Source organism: Candidatus Thiothrix sulfatifontis (assembly GCA_022828425.1).
In the GTDB taxonomy this organism is placed as follows: Bacteria; Pseudomonadota; Gammaproteobacteria; order Thiotrichales; family Thiotrichaceae; genus Thiothrix; species Thiothrix sulfatifontis.
This window is the reverse complement of the sequence record CP094685.1, coordinates 1,606,603-1,626,158: the sequence shown is the minus strand read 5'-3', so window position 1 is coordinate 1,626,158 and position 19,556 is coordinate 1,606,603. Positions and strand designations below refer to the sequence as shown.

Here is a 19,556-nt window from a genome sequence, read left to right as displayed (position 1 = left end):
AAAAGATAACCATGAAAATCCAGTTCGACAGCAGCCTTGCCTACCAGCAACAGGCAGTAGAAGCCATCCTCGGCGTATTTGAAGGGCAGGAAACCACCCAAACCACCTTCACGGTTACGTCAAAACCCGTCTTCAACGGACGCGGGCAAGGCGACCTGCTGCAAACTGCCGCCGCCAGCGAATACGGCATCGGCAACCGCCTGATGTTGCTGGAGGACGAATTGCTGGACAACGTGCGCCGCGTACAACTCCAAAACGGCCTCAAGCAAACCAGCAAGCTGGATAAAAAAGCCCTGAATTTCACCGTTGAAATGGAAACCGGCACGGGCAAAACCTACGTCTACCTGCGTTCCATTTTCGAGTTGCACCTGCGTTACGGCTTCACCAAATTCATCATCGTCGTGCCGTCCATTGCCATCAAGGAAGGCGTGTACAAATCGCTGCAAATCACCAACACGCATTTCAAAGACCTGTACCAGAACATCCGCTACGACTACTTCATCTACGACTCGCAAAAGCGCGAACAGGTGCGCAGCTTCGCCACCAGCGACTACGTGCAAATCATGGTGATCAACATTGATGCCTTCCGCAAAAGCTTCAGCGACCCGGACAAAGAAACCAAAGCCAACCTGATCCACCGTGCTGACGACCGATTGAACGGGCAACGCCCAATTGAATTCATCCGCGACACCTGCCCGATTGTGATTATCGACGAACCGCAAAGCGTGGACAGAACCGACAAAGCCAAGGAAGCGATTGCCAGCCTCAACCCGCTGTGTACCTTGCGTTATTCCGCCACCCACGCAGACAAGCACCAGATGCTCTACAAGCTGGACGCGATTGATGCGTTCGAGCAAAAGCTGGTCAAGCAAATCGAAGTCAAATCCCTAAATGTGCAGGACGGGCATAACAAAGCCTACCTCAAGTTGCTCAGCGTCGATAACCGCAAGTCACCCATTACCGCCACCATAGAACTGGACGCACTGCAAAAAGGCGGCGGGGTAAAACGTATCAGCAAAAAGCTCAAAGCCGGGGCTGACCTGCTGGAAGTTTCCGGCGGGCGTGACTTGTACGACGGTTACATCATCAACGACATCGTTTGCACACCGGGCAGCGAATACATCGACTTCACCAGCAAGCCCGACATCCTTAAGCCAGGGCAGGCCATTGGCGATGTGGATGAAGATGCGCGTAAACGCCTGCAAATCCGCCAGACCATCGAAAAACATCTGGAACGCGAACTGCTCCTGAACCCCATGGGTATCAAAGTCCTGAGCCTGTTTTTCATCGACCGCGTAGCCAATTACCGCAGCTACGACGCAGCGGGTAATGTTGTCCCCGGCAAATACGCGCAATGGTTTGAAGCCGAATACCGCGCATTGATAGCCAAGCCAAAATACCGATCCCTGTTCGGCGAAATCGACCCAACGGCGGAAGTCAGCAAAGTGCATGACGGCTATTTCTCCGCCGACAAGCGCAAAAAAGGCGACCCGGATAGCCTGATCCGTTTCAAGGACAGCAGCGGCACAACGGCTGAAGACGAAAGCACCTACAACCTGATCATGAAGGAGAAGGAAAAGCTGCTCAGTTTCGATTCCAAACTGCGCTTCATCTTCTCGCATTCTGCCTTGCGTGAAGGCTGGGACAACCCCAATGTGTTCCAGATTTGCACCCTCAATGAAACCGCTTCCACCCTAAAAAAGCGTCAGGAAATCGGGCGCGGCTTGCGGTTGGCGGTCAACCAGCAGGGCGAACGCATCCAAGGTTTCACCGTCAATACGCTGACCGTCATGGCAAACGAGTCCTACGAAGCATTCGCTTTACAGCTTCAGCGTGAATACGAGCAGGATGCAGGTATCCGTTTTGATGTAAAAAAACACATCAAAAACGCCGACACAAGGCAAACCGTAGCACTCAATAAACAGGTTTACCTCAGCCCTGAATTCACCGCGCTGTGGGATCGCATCAAACACCAGACCACCTACCGGGTGAATTTCACCCCTGAAAACCTGATTAACACTTGCGCCAGCAAGCTGGGTGAGATGATCGTGGGTAAAACCCGCTTTGAATCCATTGAAGCCAAGCTCCACATTGACCGTAGCGAAATCGCAGGCACAGACGTAAAAACCCAAACCTACGTCTACGACCTGCGTGATTACACCTTACCGGACATCGTGACCTACTTACAGGATGCCACTAACCTGACGCGCCGCAGCGTGATTGACATCCTGCAACGCTCAGACCGCCTGAAAGACTTCAAAAGCAACCCGCAAAAGTTTATCGAACAGGCCACCGCCATTATCCAGCAAGCCATGCGCTTGGCACTGGTGGACGGCATCAAATACCACAAAATCGGTGATGGGCATTTCTACGCCCAAGAATTGTTTGAATCGGCGGAATTGCGCGGCTACCTCAACGACAATATGCAGGCCGCCACCAAATGCGTGTATGAGCATGTGGTGTATGACTCCGATGTGGAAGCCAGCTTTGCTTTGGGTATGGAGCAGAGTGAGGACGTGAAGCTTTACGCCAAACTCCCCGGCTGGTTCAAGATTGATACCCCGCTCGGCACCTACAATCCCGACTGGGCAGTGTTGGTGGAACAAGACGGCAAGGAGCGGCTGTATTTTGTGGTGGAAACCAAAGGCACGTTGCTGTCCGACGCGCTGCGCCCGGTGGAAGACGGCAAGATCAAATGCGGACGGGCGCACTTTGCCGCGATGGAAAACGACGTGCAGTTTACCAAGGCGAATGGGTTTGGGGAGTTTGTGGGGCATTGGTGAAATCCCTGCAATAAAAAACGGCGGCACAATCGCTTGCGCCGCCGTCTTTATCCATCCGAGAAACGCGGCTGGCTTACTTGCCGACCATCGCTTCGCATTCAGTGATCAAATCATCCAGAACTTTCACCGCTGTTTTGGCTTCTGCTTTGATTTCTTTCAGGAAGTCCAGCTCGCTTTTGCTTACCGCGCCGTCTTTCAGCACCAGTTCGCGCAGCATATCGACTTCTTTGATGCTGATATGACCATCAGCCAGTACAAAGCCTTTAGCCACTTTACGCCATTCTGCCATGATCCATTCTCCTTGTTGACATTGATTTAATAGAGCTTGGATTATGCTTGAATTGGTGGTTTGGCACAAATTAACCAGTCGATCCACGCCGCGATGCCTGCGCCGCTGGTAGCCGAAACGTGCAGAATCTGGATAGTGGGGTTAACGCGGCGTGCGTATTCTTCACACTTTGCCACATCAAAAGTCAGGTACGGCAGCAAGTCGATTTTGTTGAGGATCATTAAATCCGCCGCGTGGAACATGTCGGGGTATTTGATCGGTTTATCTTCGCCTTCGGTGACGGAAAGAATCACGACTTTATGCGCCTCACCCAAATCAAACGCCGCAGGGCAAACCAAATTTCCAACGTTTTCGATAAACAGAATGCCGCCGTTGGCGATAGGCAGAGATTCGAGCGCGTGCCCAACCATGTGCGCATCCAAATGACAACCTTTGCCTGTATTGATTTGCAAAGCGGGAACACCCGTGGCACGAATGCGGTCAGCATCATTGCTGGTTTGCTGGTCGCCTTCCACTACCGCCATCGGCACGTTGCCCTGCAAGCGAGTCAGGGTTTCGGTCAGCAAAGTGGTTTTGCCCGAACCGGGGCTGGAAACCAAATTGAGCGCCAGAATACCGCGCTCAGCCAACCACTGGCGATTTTGCGCCGCGTATTGGTTATTTTTGCCGAGGATGTCTTGCTCGATTTGCACCATCCGCGCACTGCTCAAACCCGCCGCGTGGCTATGACTCTGCCCACGAATCAGGGAATGTTCCGCCGAGTCTGTTCCGCATCCACATACCGTACACATCACGTCACCTCCAGTTCTTTAATGCGCATTTCTTCCCCGCGAATGACTTGTAGCTGAAAACTGCCGCAGTGCGGGCAGGCATCGTAACGCTGCTGGATGCTGACTGTTTGCGCACATTCCAAACACCATGCCTCAGCGGGGACTTCGATAATTTCCAGTGTAGCGCCATCGGCAAGCGTGTTGCGCACGATTACATCAAAACAAAAGCGCATCGCTTCAATTTCTACGCCCGACATGACGCCAATTTCTAACCATACCGTATTGACGCGGCTGAATGACTGGCGTTGCGCTTCGGTTTCTAGCACTTGCAGCACGCTTTCGCAGAGAGACATTTCATGCATCACGAACCTCCACCCTGAGTATAGCCCGTGCTGCTAAACTCAACGGTATTCCACCAAATCAGCCAACGGCTGACGCAACTTCGCGGGCTGTTCACCCGCACGATAGCCGAACGCCACCACCACGGCTGCCCCATACTGACTGGTATCCACGCCCAACAACGCCTCCACCCCCGATTTCGAGAAGCCTTCAATTGGGCAAGAATCAATCCCCATGCTCGCCGCCCCCGTCAGCATATTCGCCAGCGCGATATAACACTGCTTGGAACTCCACCCAAAAGTATTCAGATACGGCGACAAGCGCCCAAATTCCAGAATCTGCTGAAAATCATCCGCCGCAATCTGACGAGTCGGCTCGAACTTTTTACAGGCATGGCGGAAATTCATCGCTTGCATGAATGGCTGCATGGTTAAAACTCCTTAACTTAAAACGGTTTGCTAAATACGCTACAGTATAGTCACACCATCACTATTGAGAATAGGGAATACACAATGATAACGGGATTGTTCCAAGGCTTCGGCTACGTGTTTAGCGGGCTATCACTCATTACGCAGCAAGGCATCCGTCCGTTTGTGGTTGTGCCATTGTTGATCAATAGCGTGTTGTTTTCTGGCGGCATTTGGCTGGCAACCGCGCAACTTGATTACTGGATGACACGCCTGCTGCCGAGCTGGTTGACCTGGCTGGAATGGTTGCTGTGGCCGGTGTTTGCCGTGTTGATTTTCTTCGTGGTGTTTTACGTGTTTTCCATCGTCGCCAACATTCTTGCCGCACCGTTCAATTCGGTACTAGCCGAACGGGTCGAAGCACGTTTGAACGGACAGCCCGTCCCCGAATTCGAGGGCTACAAAAGCCTGCCCGCGCTGATCGTGCGCACCTTTCGCAGCGAACTCGGCAAGCTGTGGTACATGGGTAAGTGGTTTATTTTGCTGCTGATTGTCACCGTGATTCCCGGCATCAATATCATCGCCCCCGTCGCGTGGACGTTGTTTGGCGCATGGATGCTGGCGATTGAATACGCCGACTACCCGATGGGCAACCACAACCTATTTTTCAAGGATGAATTGATAGCATTGAAAAAGCATCGCAGCGAAGCGCTGGGATTTGGCTGGCTGCTATCGTTGATGACCGCGATTCCTGTACTGAATTTCTTTGCAATGCCCGTGGGCGTAGCGGGCGGCACAGCGTTATGGGTCAAGACGCTTGCACCAAACCGTTAAAATTTGGCAGCCAACCGTTCCTGCGTCGTCAACGCAATCTTATTCCGCAAGTAAACCGGCTGCGCCGCTTCTGGCGCGGCGGCTCTGCCCGCTTGCCAACCCGCGACGGCTAACGGCAACATGAATTCCGCCGCCGGTAACGATTCCGCATCCATCCCACTCAATTTATCGCCAAACTGCGCTTGCAACACCTCGCGGTAAGCCGACCAACCATGCCCAATCGCAAACCAACCTGCCGTTTCCGGCAACGGTGCATCCGCCGGAGCGCACACTTGCTCCACACCCTGCAACTGCATCAGCCCATCCTGCAACGCATATTGCCCCCAATACACCTCACCCATGCGTGCATCCAACGCCACCAATACCTGCGTTGCGCCGTGTTGCAGGTATGCCTGCTGCGCCAATGCCGCCAAGGTAGACAGCGCAATCACCGGCTTATTCGCCGCCATTGCCAAGCCTTGCGCCACACCCACGCCAATCCGAATCCCCGTAAATGCGCCGGGGCCACACCCGACCGCAAGCGCATCCACATCCGTCAAACGCAAGCCCGCCGCCGCCAGCACGGTTTCCACCATCGGCAAAATTTTGTGCGTGTGCGCTCGTGGGATCAATTCAAATTCGCAAAAAGTTGCACCATCCGCATACACAGCGGCAGAACAAGCTTCGGTCGAGGTATCAAGGGCTAGTAATTTCATGCAAATTCCCGGCGAAAAACCGTTCAACAATGTCTAATTTTTGGGTACGCGGCATACGCGGCAAGCTATCGAGGAAAATTTTGCCATAACTGCGGGTACGCAAACGAATATCGCAAATCATCAGCACCCCGCGATCCTGCTGATCCCGAATCAGCCGCCCGACCCCTTGCTTCAAGGTAATCACCGCCTGCGGAATCTGGTATTCACCGAACGGATTGCCGCCGCGCTTGCGGATGCTATCCAACCGCGCTTCTGTCACCGGATCGTTGGGTGCAGCAAATGGCAGCTTATCAATAATCACGCAACTCAAGGCTTCACCGCGCACATCCACGCCTTCCCAGAAACTCGCCGTACCCAGCAACACCGCATTGCCCAATTCCCGAAAGCGCTCAATCATATCGCGCTGCGGTGATTCGCCTTGAATCAACAACGGATACTCAAAACGGTCTTGCAGCAATTCCGCCGCCTCATTCAATGCCCGATAACTGGTAAACAACATAAACGTGCGCCCGCCACAGGCTTTAATCACCGGAATCGCCGCCTCCACCAAAGCGGACACAAAATCAGCATCTTGCGGTTCTGGCAAGCTAGGCGGCAAATACAGCAAGGAGTTGTGCCAATAATCAAACGGGCTATCCAATTGCAAGGTGGTGGCAGTATCCAGCCCCATGCGCTGGTTAAAATGCTCAAATGACTGCCCGACTGCCAAGGTTGCCGACGTCATTACCCAACTACAGGGCAATTCCGCCATGCACTTTTTAAAGGGAACGGCGACATCCAACGGCGTGGTGGTAATCACAAAACCACGGGTAAAGGTTTCAAACCATTGCACCGTATCCGGCGCGGGTGCGTGTAGCCGTGCCAGCCGTGCTTGTTGTTCCAACAAACGTTCGTAGCACGACTGCAAGCCTTTGCTACGTTCAGCGGCGTGTTCCAGCAATGCTGCCAAATCGGTCATGCAGGTTTCAAGCGCATCCATGTGCTGGACAATGCCGGGTTGCGTGCTAATCCGAATCCACGGCGCTCGTTGCCCCGGCGTATCCATTGCCAACCGCAAATCCATCACTGCTTTTTCCAGCCGATCCAAAAATTCGCGGATTTGCGGCATATCGGAAGCATTTTCCAGCGCCTCCACCAGCGTATCGCGTTTCCAATCGTACAACTGACGGCTGCTAAACGTGTCGCTGAAAAATGCCGAGGCGATTTCTGGCAATTGGTGCGCCTCATCCAACACCACCACGTTCGCCTGCGGTAGCAATTCGCCAAAACCTTCTTCTTTAAGCGCCATATCCGCGAAAAACAAGTGATGATTCACCACCACAATGTCCGCTTCCTGCGCTGCCCGCCGCGCTTTCACCACAAAGCATTCTTGGTAATCACCGCATTCCGCCCCCAAGCAATTTTCGGTGGTGGATGTCACCCGCCCCCAAATTTCCGCATCGTGTGGCACGGCAGATAGCTCGGCAATATCACCTTGACTGGTCAATTCCGACCAATCACGAATCCGGTGCAACCAGGTCACACTTTTACGATCCGGCAAACGGCCTTCGTCCAAGGTCGTTTTTAAGCGGTGGGAACACAAGTAATTAGCACGGCCTTTGAGCAAAGCGGTTTTGACGGCACTTTTCAACGCTTTGCGCACCAAAGGCAAATCTTTGTGGTAAAGCTGATCTTGCAGGGTTTTACTGCCGGTGGAGATGATCACCCGCTCCTCACACAACAGAGCGGGTGCGAGGTAAGCAAAGGTTTTGCCAACGCCCGTGCCTGCTTCAATCACCGCAGTGCCTTGGGTTTTCAGGGCAGTTTGCACCGCCTGCAACATGGCTTGCTGTTGCGGGCGGGCTTGGAAGCCGTCAATCCATTGCGCAAACGGGCCAGACTCACCCAGCAAATCACCCTGTTCCAACGGCAGCGGAGACTGGTCAGACGTGCTAATTGAGCTGCTCCTGATAAGTCTTGGCTTTGCTGAGCATATTGGCGGCTTGTTCACGGTTGCCTTGACGCTCATTAATTTTTGCCAGCTTCAACCATATATCGGGGTTGTCAGACTCAATGCGCAAGGCGCGTTCTAGGGTATCGGCGGCTTTGTCGAGATTGCCACCCGCTGCTTCGGCATCCGCCATTTTCACTAAGGCTTTGACCGCCGGAGAGCTTGGGTAAGCTTTAGGCGTTAGCACTGCGACAGGTTCGGGGACAGACGGTGCAGCACTAATCACCTCGGTTGGCGCGACTGGCACAATCGGTTTGGGCTTGGGTGCAGCGGACGCCACAGGTTTTTTAGGAATGACCACTTCGCTGCTGCTGTTAAGTTCAGGTTTTGCGGCGGGCGCGGGTGTTGACACACTCGGCGGCACTGTCACCGGGCGCACCGCAGATACCCGGTCTTGCAAGACCATGGGGTTCGGGGAACAGGCCGACAATAAGCCTGCTAAGGCAACAGGGATGCCGACAAAATAACGGGGATTCAGGGTCATGATTACTCTCATCGCATCAAATCATCAATCCAGCCAGAACGATCCGATGGCTGCTTAGCCGGAGCTGCGGCAGGCGCAGCGGGTGCGGCAGCAGCGGGGGCAGTCGCAGGCGCAACAGGTTCGACTGGCTTGGGTGGCGCACAATAACTGGTTTGCTGCGGTTGCGTACCCTTAATAAACGGAGTACGGATGGCTTTACCGCAGGCCGGATTAAACCGCAGCCCGGTAGACTGGTCAACATCAACCCAGACCAAGCGCGAAGAACTGGCGACCTGAAGCGGCTTCGTCGGCAACACTTTGAATAAATCCGACCACACTTTCAGCGCACCCGTACCGCCGGTCATATTGGTGGGTTTATTGTCATCACGCCCGACCCATACCGTCACCACGTGTTGCCCGGAAAATCCGGCGAACCAACTGTCTTTTTTGTCGTTGGTCGTGCCGGTTTTACCCGCTACTTTTTTCCAACTGGGCAGTGTCGATGCTAACTCTTTAGCGGTTCCCTCGACAGTGACGCGGTGCAGGGCATACGCCAGCAAATCGGCGGCTTCGGGGCTGGCAACTTGTTTCACCGTCAGCGGGTAGCGGGTCAATACTTGCCCACGCGGATTCATCACGCTACGAATCGCTTTCAACGGCGAATACGAACCGCCGGATGCCAACGTTTGGTACATTTGCTGGACATCAATCGGTGCCATTTCCAGCGCCCCCAGCAAAATCGAGGGATAAGCCGGAATCTCACCCGCAATGCCCAAATCGTGCAACGTTTGGACAATATTATCCACTCCCACACCGACACCGACACGCACAGCAGGGGTATTGCGCGACAACGTAATGGCTCGCAACAACGTCACCGCACCCATATTGGAATGGTCGTAATTGCGCGGTTGCCAGAATTTCTTCGCGCCCAATTTCACCGTCACCGGGCCGTCACTGATGCGGGTTGCCAGATTGTATTTTTTGGGATTCCCCAACGCTGCCAAATAAATCGCGGGCTTGACCAATGAGCCGATCTGACGTTGTGCCGTCAACGCACGGTTATAACCGGCGTAGCGCACATCACGGCTGCCCACCAACGCCATGACTTCACCGCCTTGCACACTGCTGATGATCAATGCGCCATTCAGCTTGCCTTTGGGAATACGTTCAGCCCGCTCCAAACGCCTAACCCGGTTTTGCAGAATGGTTTCGGCGGTTAATTGCACAATCGGATCCATCGCCGTGAAGATCATCAAGCCTTGGCTACGCACATCTTCTTCTTTGTAATCACGCTGCAATTGCTGGCGCACCAAATCCAAGTAAGCCGGGAACGGGCTATTGCCAGATGGTTTTTTCTCATTAACCCCCAACGGCTGCGCTAATGCATCAGCATACACGGCGGGAGTAATCACTTTTTCGCTAAGCATCACCTGCAACACCAAATTGCGCCGGGTTAATGCGCGGTCAGGGTGCAAACGCGGGTCGTAATAACCCGCGCCTTTCGCCAAACCAATCAAGAGCGCAATCTGATCGGGTTTCAACTCCCACACCGGGCGATTGAAGTAAAACTGTGCCGCCAATCCAAACCCGTGAATCGCGCGGTCGCCATCTTGCCCCAGATGAATTTCATTCAGGTAGGCTTCCATAATGTCTTGTTTGGTGTAACGCATTTCCAGCAAAAAGGCCATCGTTGCCTCTTTAAGCTTGCGATGCCAACTGCGTTCATTGGTGAGGTAGAAATTTTTCACCAACTGTTGCGTTAAGGTGCTGCCGCCTTGCACGGTGTGCCCTGCTTTAACGTTCGCCACCAATGCCCGTCCAATGGCCATGGGATTAACGCCTTGGTGCTCGTAAAACTTTTTGTCTTCCACCGCTACCAAGCCGGAAATCAGTAACGGAGGTACATCTTGTTGGCGCACCAATACGCGGTCTTCATTTTGACGCGGGTAGAAATTACCGATCAATACTGGCTCTAAACGCATCAAATCCAAGGGATTTTTGCCATCGGCATACGCCAGTGTTGACACTTTACCGCTGGCAACATTGACATTGATACTCCGCGCTGGCTCTTTGTCATCGGCAAACTGGAAACCACGGGTATTCACCACAAACTTGCTGCCGTTGCGATGGTATTGCCCGGTTTCGATCGGCTTATCGACAGAACGGTAGTTGAGTAATTTGAGTTCTTGTTCCAGATGATCCGCGAATAACTGCTGACCGGCGTAAAGATCCAAGGGCCGGGCGAACACCCGTGCGGGCAATTCCCAACGCCGTCCTTCAAACTGTTCGCGCACCTTATCATCCAGCTCCAAGGTGTACACAATCCCCAGCAACAAACCCAATACCATGGCAACCAACAGCAGGATACGGAACACCCGCCCAAACAGCGTGATGGCAAACCATAGCCCGTTGAAGAAACGCCGTAATGCCGATTCCTGTTTTACTTCCTGACTCAAACTGTTTTCCTGCTATGCTTATCTTTTCGGGTCATATACAGAGACATGGCATGTCCTTACACACATCCGACGCTCTGTGGGAGGCAATGCGCAACCCTGCATTCTACCCCCATACAACGCACAATATACACGTAATTCACACCCACATATCGACCATTTTCCTGACAGGCGCGTTCGCTTATAAGGTAAAAAAGCCAGTTAATTTCGGCTTCCTCGACTTTTCGCAACTGGCTGATCGGCAACATTATTGTGAAGAGGAAATTCGCCTCAATCGCCGTCTAGCGCCACAAATTTACTTAGAAGTCGTGCCTATCGTGCAAATAGGCAACACTTACCAACTGGGGCCAAGCGCCACACCCTGTGCGACTGTGGTTGAATATGCGGTCAAAATGCGTCAATTCGACCCCGCGCAACAATTAGACAAACTGTTAGCCGCTGACCACCTGCCAATAGATGACATGGATGAAATCGCCACCCGCCTGACACAATTTCATCAGCAAGCAGAACGTGCGCCGAGCACCAGCCCGTGGGGAACACCAGCCAACATTCTCGCGCCGATGCAACAAAATTTCGTCCTATTGCGCCAGCATTTGCATGATCCAACGCTCATAACGCACCTGAGTGTACTGGAAACTTGGACGCAACAGGAATATTCCCGCTGCCATGCCCGCTTACTGCAACGTCAGCAAGCGGGGCATATTCGCGCCTGTCATGGCGATTTACATTTGGGGAATATAGCCCTGATTGACGGCAAAATCACGTTTTTCGACGGCATTGAATTCAACGAAGCGTTACGTTGGATTGACACCGCCAGTGACACCGCCTTCCTGCTGATGGACTTGGAAGACCGGGGCAAACCCGCTTGGGCTAACCGTCTGCTCAATGCTTGGCTAAGCGCCAGTGGTGATTATGCTGCGCTGCCGGTGCTTAATTTTTACAAAGTGTATCGGGCGCTGGTACGTGCCAAAGTTCACGCGCTACGCGGCAGTCAGGTGCAAGACACGGCTACCCGCATGGAATGTTTGCAACACTGCACCGATTATTTGCACTTGGCAGAGCGCTACACCCATGCGCGTCAACCTGCTTTGCTGATTACGCACGGCTTGAGCGGTTCGGGCAAATCGTGGGGCTGCCGCCCGCTGGTGGAACAATGGGGTTACATCCAATTACGTTCGGATGTGGAACGCAAACGCCTCGCTGTTCTACCCGCCGAAACTATTTACAGCCCCGCCATGAATACGCGCACGTATGACCGGCTTGCGGAACTGGCAACTCTGGCGCTACAGCACGGTTACGCGGTAGTGGTTGATGCCACGTTCCTAGATATTGCGCAACGCCAACGCTTCCAACGTTTAGCGCAACAATTGCACGTGGGATTTTTAATTCTGCATTTCAGCGGCACACCCGCACAATTGCAAGCCAATATCACCCAACGCCAACACCTCGGCACGGATGCTTCTGATGCCGACATTGCGGTGTTGCAGCAACAATTAACCCACTACAAACCATTGCAGGATAATGAACCTTGTGTAACAGTTCGTTGCAATGAAAGTTTACCGTTAGCGCAGCTTCAAGCGCTGCTTGATTGCTCAGAAAAACCTGGAGTCGAAAATGCACCTTAATTCCCTGTCACTTTGCCTGATGACTGCTCTGTCCATTAGCATCAGCGGCCTTGCTCACGCCGACACCAAATTGACCTACACGGACACGGGCTTTGCCCCGCAAGAACGCCAAACCGTGATTCAAATCAATGGCGACAAAGTGCGCATGGGGGAAGTCGGCAGTGACGTGTACTCGCTGTATGATGACAGCAAAAAAATGCTGTACACCGTCAACACCAAGACCAAACAATTCATTGAAACCAACCCGGATAAAATCCGCGCTCGCATGACCAAAGTGGTCGAAATGCAGAATCAATTCAAAGAAGACATGAAAAAGCAAATGGTTTCCATGCCGGAAGACCAGCGCAAAGCCCTTGAAGAGCGCATCCAAAAAACCGAAGCCGCCATAAAAGCACCACCGCCAGCCATCACCATGGAAAAAACTGCCCGCAAAGAAACCATTCAAGGCATGGAATGCACCATTTCCACTGTCAAAATGAATAACAAGCCTGCGCGTGATGTGTGCATTGCCAGCACTGAAAGCATGGATGCTGCTGACCATAAAATGCTCGTCACCATGTTTGAATACATGGATAGCATTGCGATTGAATCCGCCAAAGCTCAAGGCATCACTCCGCCGACCGAAGGCTCCGCCAGCTTGCACCGCGAAGGCTTGGCCTTGCGCATTCAAGCCCTGCCCGAAGGCCCACGTAGCGAACTAAGCGGTTTAGCGAAAGAAGCCTTGGTCGACGCTGATTTCAGCGTACCTGCTGACTTCAGCATCTTTGAACCCGCCGATGCGCCACCACCGGCACCAGCATCTGCGCCAACGGCACCCACTCCAGCGGCACAGTAAGCACCACCATGGCACACATTAGTCGCAGTGCATTGGTGCCTTACAGCCCGGCACAAATGTACCAATTGGTCGACGCTATCAATCTCTACCCGCAGTTCCTACCTTGGTGCAGGACGGCGGTGGAGCACCAGCGCGACACCGAGCAAGTCAAAGCCAGCATCGAAATTGCCAAGGGCGCGGTGAATAAACGCTTCACCACCTTAAACCGCTTGCAACCCGATCAAAGCATTGAGATGCGCTTGATTGATGGCCCGTTCCAACATTTGCACGGTTGCTGGCGTTTTGATGAACTCAAAGCAGGCTCTTGCAAAGTATCGCTGGATTTGGATTTCGAGTTTTCCAACAAAATTTTGAGCCTCGTGGTTGGCCCGGTATTTAACCAAGTCGCCAATACACTGGTTGATTCGTTTGTCGAAAGAGCGAAAAAAGTTTATGGCAAGCCCTGATACCCTCAACATCGAAGTGGTTTACCCCCTACCCCATGAGCAACTGCTCATGAAAGCGCAAGTGCCGAACGGCAGTAGCATTCGTGACGGCATTCAAGCCTCCGGCATTCTGAAGCATTACCCGGAGTTGAAGCTGGACACATTGGAAGCCGGTATTTTTGGCAAACTCGCCAAACTGGACACGCTCGTGCGGGAACGGGATCGCATTGAGATTTACCGCCCCTTGCTTGCCGACCCCAAAGAAGTGCGCAAGCAACGCGCGGCTGAAGGCAAAGTCATGAAAAAAGGTGAAAGCTAATGCGCGGCATGGTTCCCCCCGACTCCTCTGGTGAAGGTGTATCACAGACCGTTTACGCGACGGTGTACCTGCCCAAATTTAAAACCAGCCGCAACCGCTTTCCAGCAAGTTGCATCACGGCCTATCCCACCCCTGACGCAGCCCTTGTCGCTGCCAGCGGCGATGACAAACGCTTTGCTGCCATCGTACAAGGCCCTTCCAAATCATCAGAAGGGCAGTACATTTTTTATTTACGGCAGTGGTTATAAACGCATTAGCATTACTTGGCTTTCACGTTGACCGGCACGACTTCATTGCGAATATCGCGCACCACCCCGTTCTGGAAAAACACCGTGACGCTGCTGCGTTGCACCGTGCCATCCGGTGATTTCAAGTAAAACACATAATCCCAACGGTCTTTGTGGAAATCATCCACCAACAGCGGCGTACCCAACGTCGTTTGCACTTGTGCCGCACTCATGCCGGGTTGCACCAATGCCAACTCTTCGCGAGTAATGTAGTTCCCTTGCTGAATTTCCATTTTGTAGGAACTGCAACCGCTCAGTAGTAAAACCGAAGCAAGGGTAAGTGAAATGATAGGCTTTATCATGTTAGTCTTATATCGTCCAAAGTAAACATGGGCATCATAATAGACTATTCAGGATGGAGAGTGCAGAGTGGAAGAGAAGGATATTAAACGCGCCGGATTAAAGATCACCCAGCCACGGGTTAAAATCCTTGATTTATTAAGCAGTTCACTCGAACATCACCTGAGTGCTGAAGATATTTACAAGTCGCTCATCGGCAATGGCGAAGAAATTGGCTTGGCTACTGTGTACCGCGTTCTCACGCAATTTGAAACCGCAGGTTTGGTGCACCGCCACCACTTTGAAGGCGGTCAAGCCGTGTTTGAACTGGCGACCGAGGAACATCACGACCACATGGTGTGTGTCAAAACCGGCAAAGTCATCGAGTTCCATGACCCGATCATTGAACAACGTCAACTGGAGTTGGCAAAGCTACACAACTTCCGCATCACTGACCATTCTTTGATCTTGTACGGCGAATTTGTCGAAGAAACCGATAAAACAGCGTGAATGTTTTGCATTTGGCTGGCAGGCGGGTATAATCTTGCGCTTTACTCAATTGTGGATTTGAGACAGATTTGTATGCCTAGTGTAAAAGTACGTGATACCGAGCCTTTTGAAGTTGCTCTGCGCCGTTTCAAGCGCACCTGTGAAAAAGCTGGCGTTGTAGCTGACGTTCGCGCCCGTGAATTCTATGAAAAGCCGACCTCGGTACGCAAGCGTATGCGAGCTGCGGCTGTGAAGCGCAATTTGAAGCGCATCTCCCGCGACCTCAATCGCCGTGTGCGCTTGTTCTGATATGAGCCTCAAGGCACAAATCACTGAAGACATGAAAACCGCCATGCGTGCGCATGAAAAAGCGCAACTTGGTGTGATTCGTCTGATTCTATCAGCTATTAAGCAGCAAGAAGTCGATACGCGCATTGAAATGGACGATACCGCCGTGTTGGTGGTATTGGACAAAATGACCAAACAGCGCCGCGAATCCATCCGCCAATACGGCGATGCAGGCCGCACGGATCTTGTCGCGCAGGAAGAATATGAACTGGGTATTATCCAGGCATACCTTCCGCAACCCCTCAGCGCCGCCGAATTGGATGACCTCATCCAACAAGCGATGGCTGAAACCGGCGCAACCTCGGTACGCGATATGGGCAAAGTCATGACTTGGCTGAAACCCAAAGCGCAAGGCCGTACCGACATGGGGCAAGTGAGCGGACTGATCAAAGCCCGTCTCGGCGGCTAATACCCGCCAATCTTCTACGCATTTAGTTCAGGGGTGTCGATATGACCGATCTTAAAAACGACCGTTTTTTACGCGCACTCCTGAAACAGCCCGTCGATACCACGCCCATTTGGATCATGCGTCAAGCCGGGCGTTATTTGCCTGAATACCGTGCTACCCGCGCCCGCGCTGGCAGCTTCATGGATTTGTGCAAAAATGCTGACCTTGCCTGCGAAGTCACCCTGCAACCGCTAGAGCGTTACGCGCTGGATGCGGCTATCCTGTTTTCCGACATCCTCACCGTTCCCGATGCAATGGGCTTAGGCTTGTACTTTTCGGAAGGCGAAGGCCCGCGCTTCACCAACCCCGTGCAAAGCATGGCGGATATTGAAAAGATCGGCATTCCCGACCCTGAAGGTGAATTGCAGTACGTGATGAATGCGGTACGCACCATCCGCCGCGAACTCGACGGTCGTGTTCCCTTGATCGGTTTCACCGGCAGCCCGTGGACGCTTGCGACGTACATGGTGGAAGGCAGTTCCAGCAAGGAATTCGCCAAGGTGAAGGGCATGTTGTATGACAACCCCAAAGCCCTGCACTTGCTGCTGGATAAACTCGCCGACAGCATTATCCTCTACCTGAATGCGCAAATTGCCGCCGGTGCGCAAGCCGCGATGATCTTTGATACGTGGGGCGGCTCGCTGACACCCGCCACTTACCGCGAATTCTCGCTGCGTTACATGCAGAAAATCGTCGATGGCGTGACCCGTGAAAATGAGGGTCGCAAAGTCCCTGTCATCCTGTTCACCAAAGGCGGGGCGCAATGGCTCGAACCAATGGCGGATACGGGTTGCGATGGTTTGGGGCTGGATTGGACGATTAATATTGCTGACGCTCGCGCCCGTGTGGGTGACAGAGTTGCGCTACAAGGCAATATGGATCCTTGTGTGCTGTATGCGTCACCGGAAGTGATTCGTCAGCAAGTCGCTGATATTTTAGCGAGTTACGGGCAAGGTTCTGGGCATGTGTTTAATCTGGGGCATGGGATTCACCAGCATATCAACCCCGAAAATGTCGGCGTGCTGGTAGATGCCGTGCATGAATTGGGCAAGCAATACCACACCGCCGCCTGAGTTACAGAATTTTGACCGGTAATGTCGGCTTTTCCATGTCTATACTCCAGATATTGCTACCCGATCAAGGAACACCTATTCAGAGCTTTCATGCTGGCTCGCTCACTTTTGAGTGTCTGGGTGACATTAAAGTTATTGTAAATTTTACAACAACGATAAACGGCCGATTAAATGTGATTAGTGCCATCTAACTGCTCTGCCTGCGATCAAGTTTGCAGCTTATTACCCGATCAAGATCAAATACTTATCAAACGTGCAGGCGTGGAACCACGTGGCTTGGCAAGCGTTTTGCATTATACTGTCAATGGCTCTTCTATCACATTTTAAGGATTTCTCTCATGAGCTGCCTACTCCCTCCTGTATGCGCCTTTTGCCAGCATTTTCTGGAAAATGACCCTGAGCGGGAATGCCAAGCCTTCGTCGAAATACCCGGCGCAATTGTCGAAGGCAAATGCGACCATACCGAACCTTATCCCGGCGATGACGGCTATCGCTTTGCCTTGATTCCTGAAGAATTAGAAACTTTTTTAGAATTAAACGAAGTCAGGCAGGAATTCGAGCTGCCTGCCTTCCGCTTACCTCAGAGCGCATCCAGCCCCTGTGCCAAATCGCGCTGAATATCCCGCACACTCTCCAAACCCACTGACACCCGCAATAAACCGGCAGCAATCCCCGCGTGCGCTTTTTGCTCCGGGGTTAAGCGCCCATGCGTCGTGGTCGCAGGGTGCGTAATCGTGGTTTTCGCATCCCCCAAATTCGCGGTAATGGAGAGCATTTGGGTGGCATCCACCACTTGCCAAGCGGCTGCCTGCCCGCCTTTCACGATAAAAGACACGATACCGCCGAAACCGCTTTGCTGCTGTTGCGCCAGTGCGTGCTGGGGGTGCGATACCAGACCCGGATAATGTACCCGCTCAATCGCCGGGTGTGCTTCCAACCATTGCGCCAACTGCATGGCATTCTCGCAGTGCGCTTTCATCCGCAGCGACAGCGTTTCCAACCCCTTGAGGAAAATCCACGCATTAAACGGACTCATGGTCATGCCGCCATTGCGCAACACACCGTAGACATCCTTACCGACGCGCTCCTTATCACCGACTACTGCACCACCTAGCGCCCGTCCTTGCCCATCCAAATATTTGGTGGCGGAATGCACCACAATATCCGCCCCTAATGCCAACGGGCGTTGCAAAGCCGGGGTGCAGAAACAATTGTCGACTACCAGCAAGCTACCGTGACGGTGTGCCAAATCCGCTAATTCACGAATATCCACAATTTCCGTCAACGGATTGGCAGGCGTTTCCACGAACAATAAGCGCGTATTCGGCTGCAACGCCGCTTCCCAAGCCGCCATATCCGTCAACTCGACAAAGCTAAATGCCACCCCGAATTTACCAATAATATTTTGCAGCAACAGCGTGGTCGTGCCAAACACCGCACGCGAACACACCACGTGATCCCCCGCTTTCAGCAAACCCAGCATCACTGCCAAAATCGCCGACATACCGGACGCGGTAGCCACACAACTCTCCCCGCCCTCTAACGCCGCCAGCCGCTCCTGAAAATAACGCACCGTCGGATTGGTGAAACGTGCATAAATGTTACCCGGCTCAGTCCCGTTAAACCGCGCTGCCGCTTCCGACGCACTGCTGAACACAAAGCTGGAAGTGGGAAAAATCGCTTCCGAATGCTCGCCTTCATTGGTGCGTACATGCCCGGCACGTACCGCCAGTGTTTCAAATTCCCACTCAGTATGGTTCAAAGTTTAACCCTCACGTTTTTGCGTAATTACCACCAAGGTGTCTTCGTTCACGCGGTTGAACAGGTCGATCACATCCGCATTGCGCATCCGAATGCAGCCGTGCGAAGCGGGATTACCCAGCCTGCCTTCTTCGTCAGTGCCGTGAATGTAAATGTAACGCTCATACGAATCCACCTCGCCGCCTTTATTGACACCCGGCTCCAAGCCATCCAACCACAGAATGCGGGTGGTAACATTATCAGCGGTGCTGCGCTCATCCGCACCCGTCAGAATTTGTGCAATGCGCCCGGTATTTTGCCGCGCTTTGAAGATTGCCCCCAACGGCGCACCATCGCCCAACTTTTGTGCCACGCGGTGTACACCTAAAGGGGTTTGCTGGCTACCTTTGGCACTGCCTAAGCCACTGGTGGCGGTGGAAATCACCCATTCATTCACCGCCTGCCCGTTTTCCACCAAGATCAGTGTCTGGGCGGTAGCATCCACCACCAATACCCGCGCAGTGGAATAGCCGGGAAAATCCTGTGCCAACTTCGTGAGCAGCGCAGTGAAACGCTCATCACCGGCGGGTGTTACCACCGCTGCTGCGGGCGCGGGCAATGGTGGCGGCAAACTTAAAGGCGTCACTTCTGACTCAGCCATCAAT

23 protein-coding genes are annotated in these 19,556 nt (G+C 53.1%); 12 read left to right on the top strand and 11 right to left on the bottom strand.

Annotated features, from left to right (window positions below; all coding sequences use genetic code 11):
* The first annotated feature begins 11 nt into the window (after positions 1 to 11).
* Positions 12 to 2,783: a DEAD/DEAH box helicase family protein gene (locus L3K52_08485; GenBank protein ID UOG93749.1), complete on the top strand. Its 2,772-nt coding sequence runs from the start codon at positions 12 to 14 to the stop codon at positions 2,781 to 2,783.
* A 73-nt stretch (positions 2,784 to 2,856) separates the two neighbouring features.
* Here the strand turns inward: L3K52_08485 and L3K52_08480 are convergent, their stop codons facing one another.
* The 4 genes from L3K52_08480 to L3K52_08465 are packed head-to-tail and all read right to left on the bottom strand — an operon-like array spanning position 2,857 to position 4,609.
* Positions 2,857 to 3,072: a hypothetical protein gene (locus L3K52_08480; GenBank protein UOG93748.1), complete on the bottom strand. Its 216-nt coding sequence runs from the start codon at positions 3,070 to 3,072 to the stop codon at positions 2,857 to 2,859.
* Positions 3,073 to 3,113: 41 nt separating this feature from the next.
* Positions 3,114 to 3,863 (bottom strand): hydrogenase nickel incorporation protein HypB, encoded by a 750-nt coding sequence (hypB, locus tag L3K52_08475; protein ID UOG93747.1) that lies wholly within the window; start codon positions 3,861 to 3,863, stop codon positions 3,114 to 3,116.
* On the bottom strand, positions 3,863 to 4,204 hold the full coding sequence (hypA, locus tag L3K52_08470) for a hydrogenase maturation nickel metallochaperone HypA (GenBank protein ID UOG93746.1): 342 nt from the start codon (positions 4,202 to 4,204) through the stop codon (positions 3,863 to 3,865). Before hypA ends, hypB begins: the two co-directional genes overlap by 1 nt.
* Positions 4,205 to 4,243: 39 nt before the next feature.
* Entirely contained in the window at positions 4,244 to 4,609 is a 366-nt protein-coding gene (locus tag L3K52_08465; protein ID UOG93745.1) for an NAD(P)H-dependent oxidoreductase, read from the bottom strand.
* 84 nt (positions 4,610 to 4,693) lie between these two features.
* Between L3K52_08465 and cysZ the strand changes: the two genes are divergently transcribed.
* Complete coding sequence (gene cysZ, locus L3K52_08460) at positions 4,694 to 5,422, top strand: sulfate transporter CysZ (protein ID UOG93744.1); 729 nt, start codon at positions 4,694 to 4,696, stop codon at positions 5,420 to 5,422.
* Here cysZ and tsaB read toward each other — a convergent pair.
* Genes tsaB through mrcB form a run of 4 tightly spaced genes read right to left on the bottom strand, consistent with a single transcriptional unit; the run spans position 5,419 to position 11,026 of the window.
* Positions 5,419 to 6,117 carry a tRNA (adenosine(37)-N6)-threonylcarbamoyltransferase complex dimerization subunit type 1 TsaB gene (gene tsaB, locus L3K52_08455; GenBank protein ID UOG93743.1) on the bottom strand — a complete coding sequence of 233 codons (699 nt, stop codon included), beginning with the start codon at positions 6,115 to 6,117 and terminating at the stop codon, positions 5,419 to 5,421. The genes cysZ and tsaB overlap by 4 nt on opposite strands.
* Entirely contained in the window at positions 6,098 to 8,023 is a 1,926-nt protein-coding gene (locus tag L3K52_08450; protein ID UOG93742.1) for an ATP-dependent DNA helicase, read from the bottom strand. Before L3K52_08450 ends, tsaB begins: the two co-directional genes overlap by 20 nt.
* 25 nt (positions 8,024 to 8,048) lie before the next feature.
* Positions 8,049 to 8,591 carry a tetratricopeptide repeat protein gene (locus L3K52_08445; GenBank protein ID UOG93741.1) on the bottom strand — a complete coding sequence of 181 codons (543 nt, stop codon included), beginning with the start codon at positions 8,589 to 8,591 and terminating at the stop codon, positions 8,049 to 8,051.
* An 8-nt stretch (positions 8,592 to 8,599) separates the two neighbouring features.
* On the bottom strand, positions 8,600 to 11,026 hold the full coding sequence (gene mrcB / locus L3K52_08440; protein ID UOG93740.1) for a penicillin-binding protein 1B: 2,427 nt from the start codon (positions 11,024 to 11,026) through the stop codon (positions 8,600 to 8,602).
* Positions 11,027 to 11,076: 50 nt separating this feature from the next.
* Here mrcB and L3K52_08435 point away from each other — a divergent pair, with 50 nt between their 5' ends.
* From L3K52_08435 to L3K52_08415, 5 genes are read left to right on the top strand one after another with little or no spacing between them, the layout of a single operon-like run.
* Positions 11,077 to 12,648 (top strand): AAA family ATPase, encoded by a 1,572-nt coding sequence (locus tag L3K52_08435; protein UOG93739.1) that lies wholly within the window; start codon positions 11,077 to 11,079, stop codon positions 12,646 to 12,648.
* Positions 12,638 to 13,483 carry a hypothetical protein gene (locus L3K52_08430; GenBank protein ID UOG93738.1) on the top strand — a complete coding sequence of 282 codons (846 nt, stop codon included), beginning with the start codon at positions 12,638 to 12,640 and terminating at the stop codon, positions 13,481 to 13,483. Before L3K52_08435 ends, L3K52_08430 begins: the two co-directional genes overlap by 11 nt.
* A gap of 8 nt (positions 13,484 to 13,491) precedes the next feature.
* The gene (locus L3K52_08425) at positions 13,492 to 13,929 is read left to right on the top strand and encodes a type II toxin-antitoxin system RatA family toxin (GenBank protein ID UOG93737.1); all 438 of its coding nucleotides are present in this window, start codon (positions 13,492 to 13,494) and stop codon (positions 13,927 to 13,929) included.
* The gene (locus L3K52_08420) at positions 13,916 to 14,227 is read left to right on the top strand and encodes an RnfH family protein (protein ID UOG93736.1); all 312 of its coding nucleotides are present in this window, start codon (positions 13,916 to 13,918) and stop codon (positions 14,225 to 14,227) included. The genes L3K52_08425 and L3K52_08420 overlap by 14 nt, the downstream gene beginning before the upstream one ends.
* The gene (locus tag L3K52_08415) at positions 14,227 to 14,475 is read left to right on the top strand and encodes a hypothetical protein (protein UOG93735.1); all 249 of its coding nucleotides are present in this window, start codon (positions 14,227 to 14,229) and stop codon (positions 14,473 to 14,475) included. Before L3K52_08420 ends, L3K52_08415 begins: the two co-directional genes overlap by 1 nt.
* A gap of 11 nt (positions 14,476 to 14,486) precedes the next feature.
* Here L3K52_08415 and L3K52_08410 read toward each other — a convergent pair whose 3' ends face one another.
* Positions 14,487 to 14,816: an outer membrane protein assembly factor BamE gene (locus L3K52_08410; protein UOG93734.1), complete on the bottom strand. Its 330-nt coding sequence runs from the start codon at positions 14,814 to 14,816 to the stop codon at positions 14,487 to 14,489.
* A gap of 67 nt (positions 14,817 to 14,883) precedes the next feature.
* Here L3K52_08410 and fur point away from each other — a divergent pair, with 67 nt between their 5' ends.
* From fur to L3K52_08385, 5 genes are all read left to right on the top strand, one after another.
* Entirely contained in the window at positions 14,884 to 15,303 is a 420-nt protein-coding gene (gene fur / locus L3K52_08405; protein UOG93733.1) for a ferric iron uptake transcriptional regulator, read from the top strand.
* Between the two features lie 72 nt (positions 15,304 to 15,375).
* A complete protein-coding gene (gene rpsU, locus L3K52_08400) occupies positions 15,376 to 15,591 on the top strand; it encodes a 30S ribosomal protein S21 (GenBank protein UOG93732.1) in 216 nt (71 codons plus the stop codon).
* Position 15,592: 1 nt separating this feature from the next.
* The gene (locus tag L3K52_08395; GenBank protein UOG93731.1) at positions 15,593 to 16,039 is read left to right on the top strand and encodes a GatB/YqeY domain-containing protein; all 447 of its coding nucleotides are present in this window, start codon (positions 15,593 to 15,595) and stop codon (positions 16,037 to 16,039) included.
* A 41-nt stretch (positions 16,040 to 16,080) separates the two neighbouring features.
* Complete coding sequence (hemE, locus tag L3K52_08390) at positions 16,081 to 17,151, top strand: uroporphyrinogen decarboxylase (GenBank protein UOG93730.1); 1,071 nt, start codon at positions 16,081 to 16,083, stop codon at positions 17,149 to 17,151.
* Between the two features lie 338 nt (positions 17,152 to 17,489).
* Entirely contained in the window at positions 17,490 to 17,768 is a 279-nt protein-coding gene (locus tag L3K52_08385; protein ID UOG93729.1) for a hypothetical protein, read from the top strand.
* Here L3K52_08385 and L3K52_08380 read toward each other — a convergent pair.
* Both L3K52_08380 and L3K52_08375 read right to left on the bottom strand, forming a co-directional pair.
* Entirely contained in the window at positions 17,732 to 18,913 is a 1,182-nt protein-coding gene (locus L3K52_08380) for an O-succinylhomoserine sulfhydrylase (protein ID UOG93728.1), read from the bottom strand. The genes L3K52_08385 and L3K52_08380 overlap by 37 nt on opposite strands.
* 3 nt (positions 18,914 to 18,916) lie before the next feature.
* The gene (locus tag L3K52_08375; protein ID UOG93727.1) at positions 18,917 to 19,552 is read right to left on the bottom strand and encodes a L,D-transpeptidase; all 636 of its coding nucleotides are present in this window, start codon (positions 19,550 to 19,552) and stop codon (positions 18,917 to 18,919) included.
* Positions 19,553 to 19,556 lie beyond the last annotated feature (4 nt).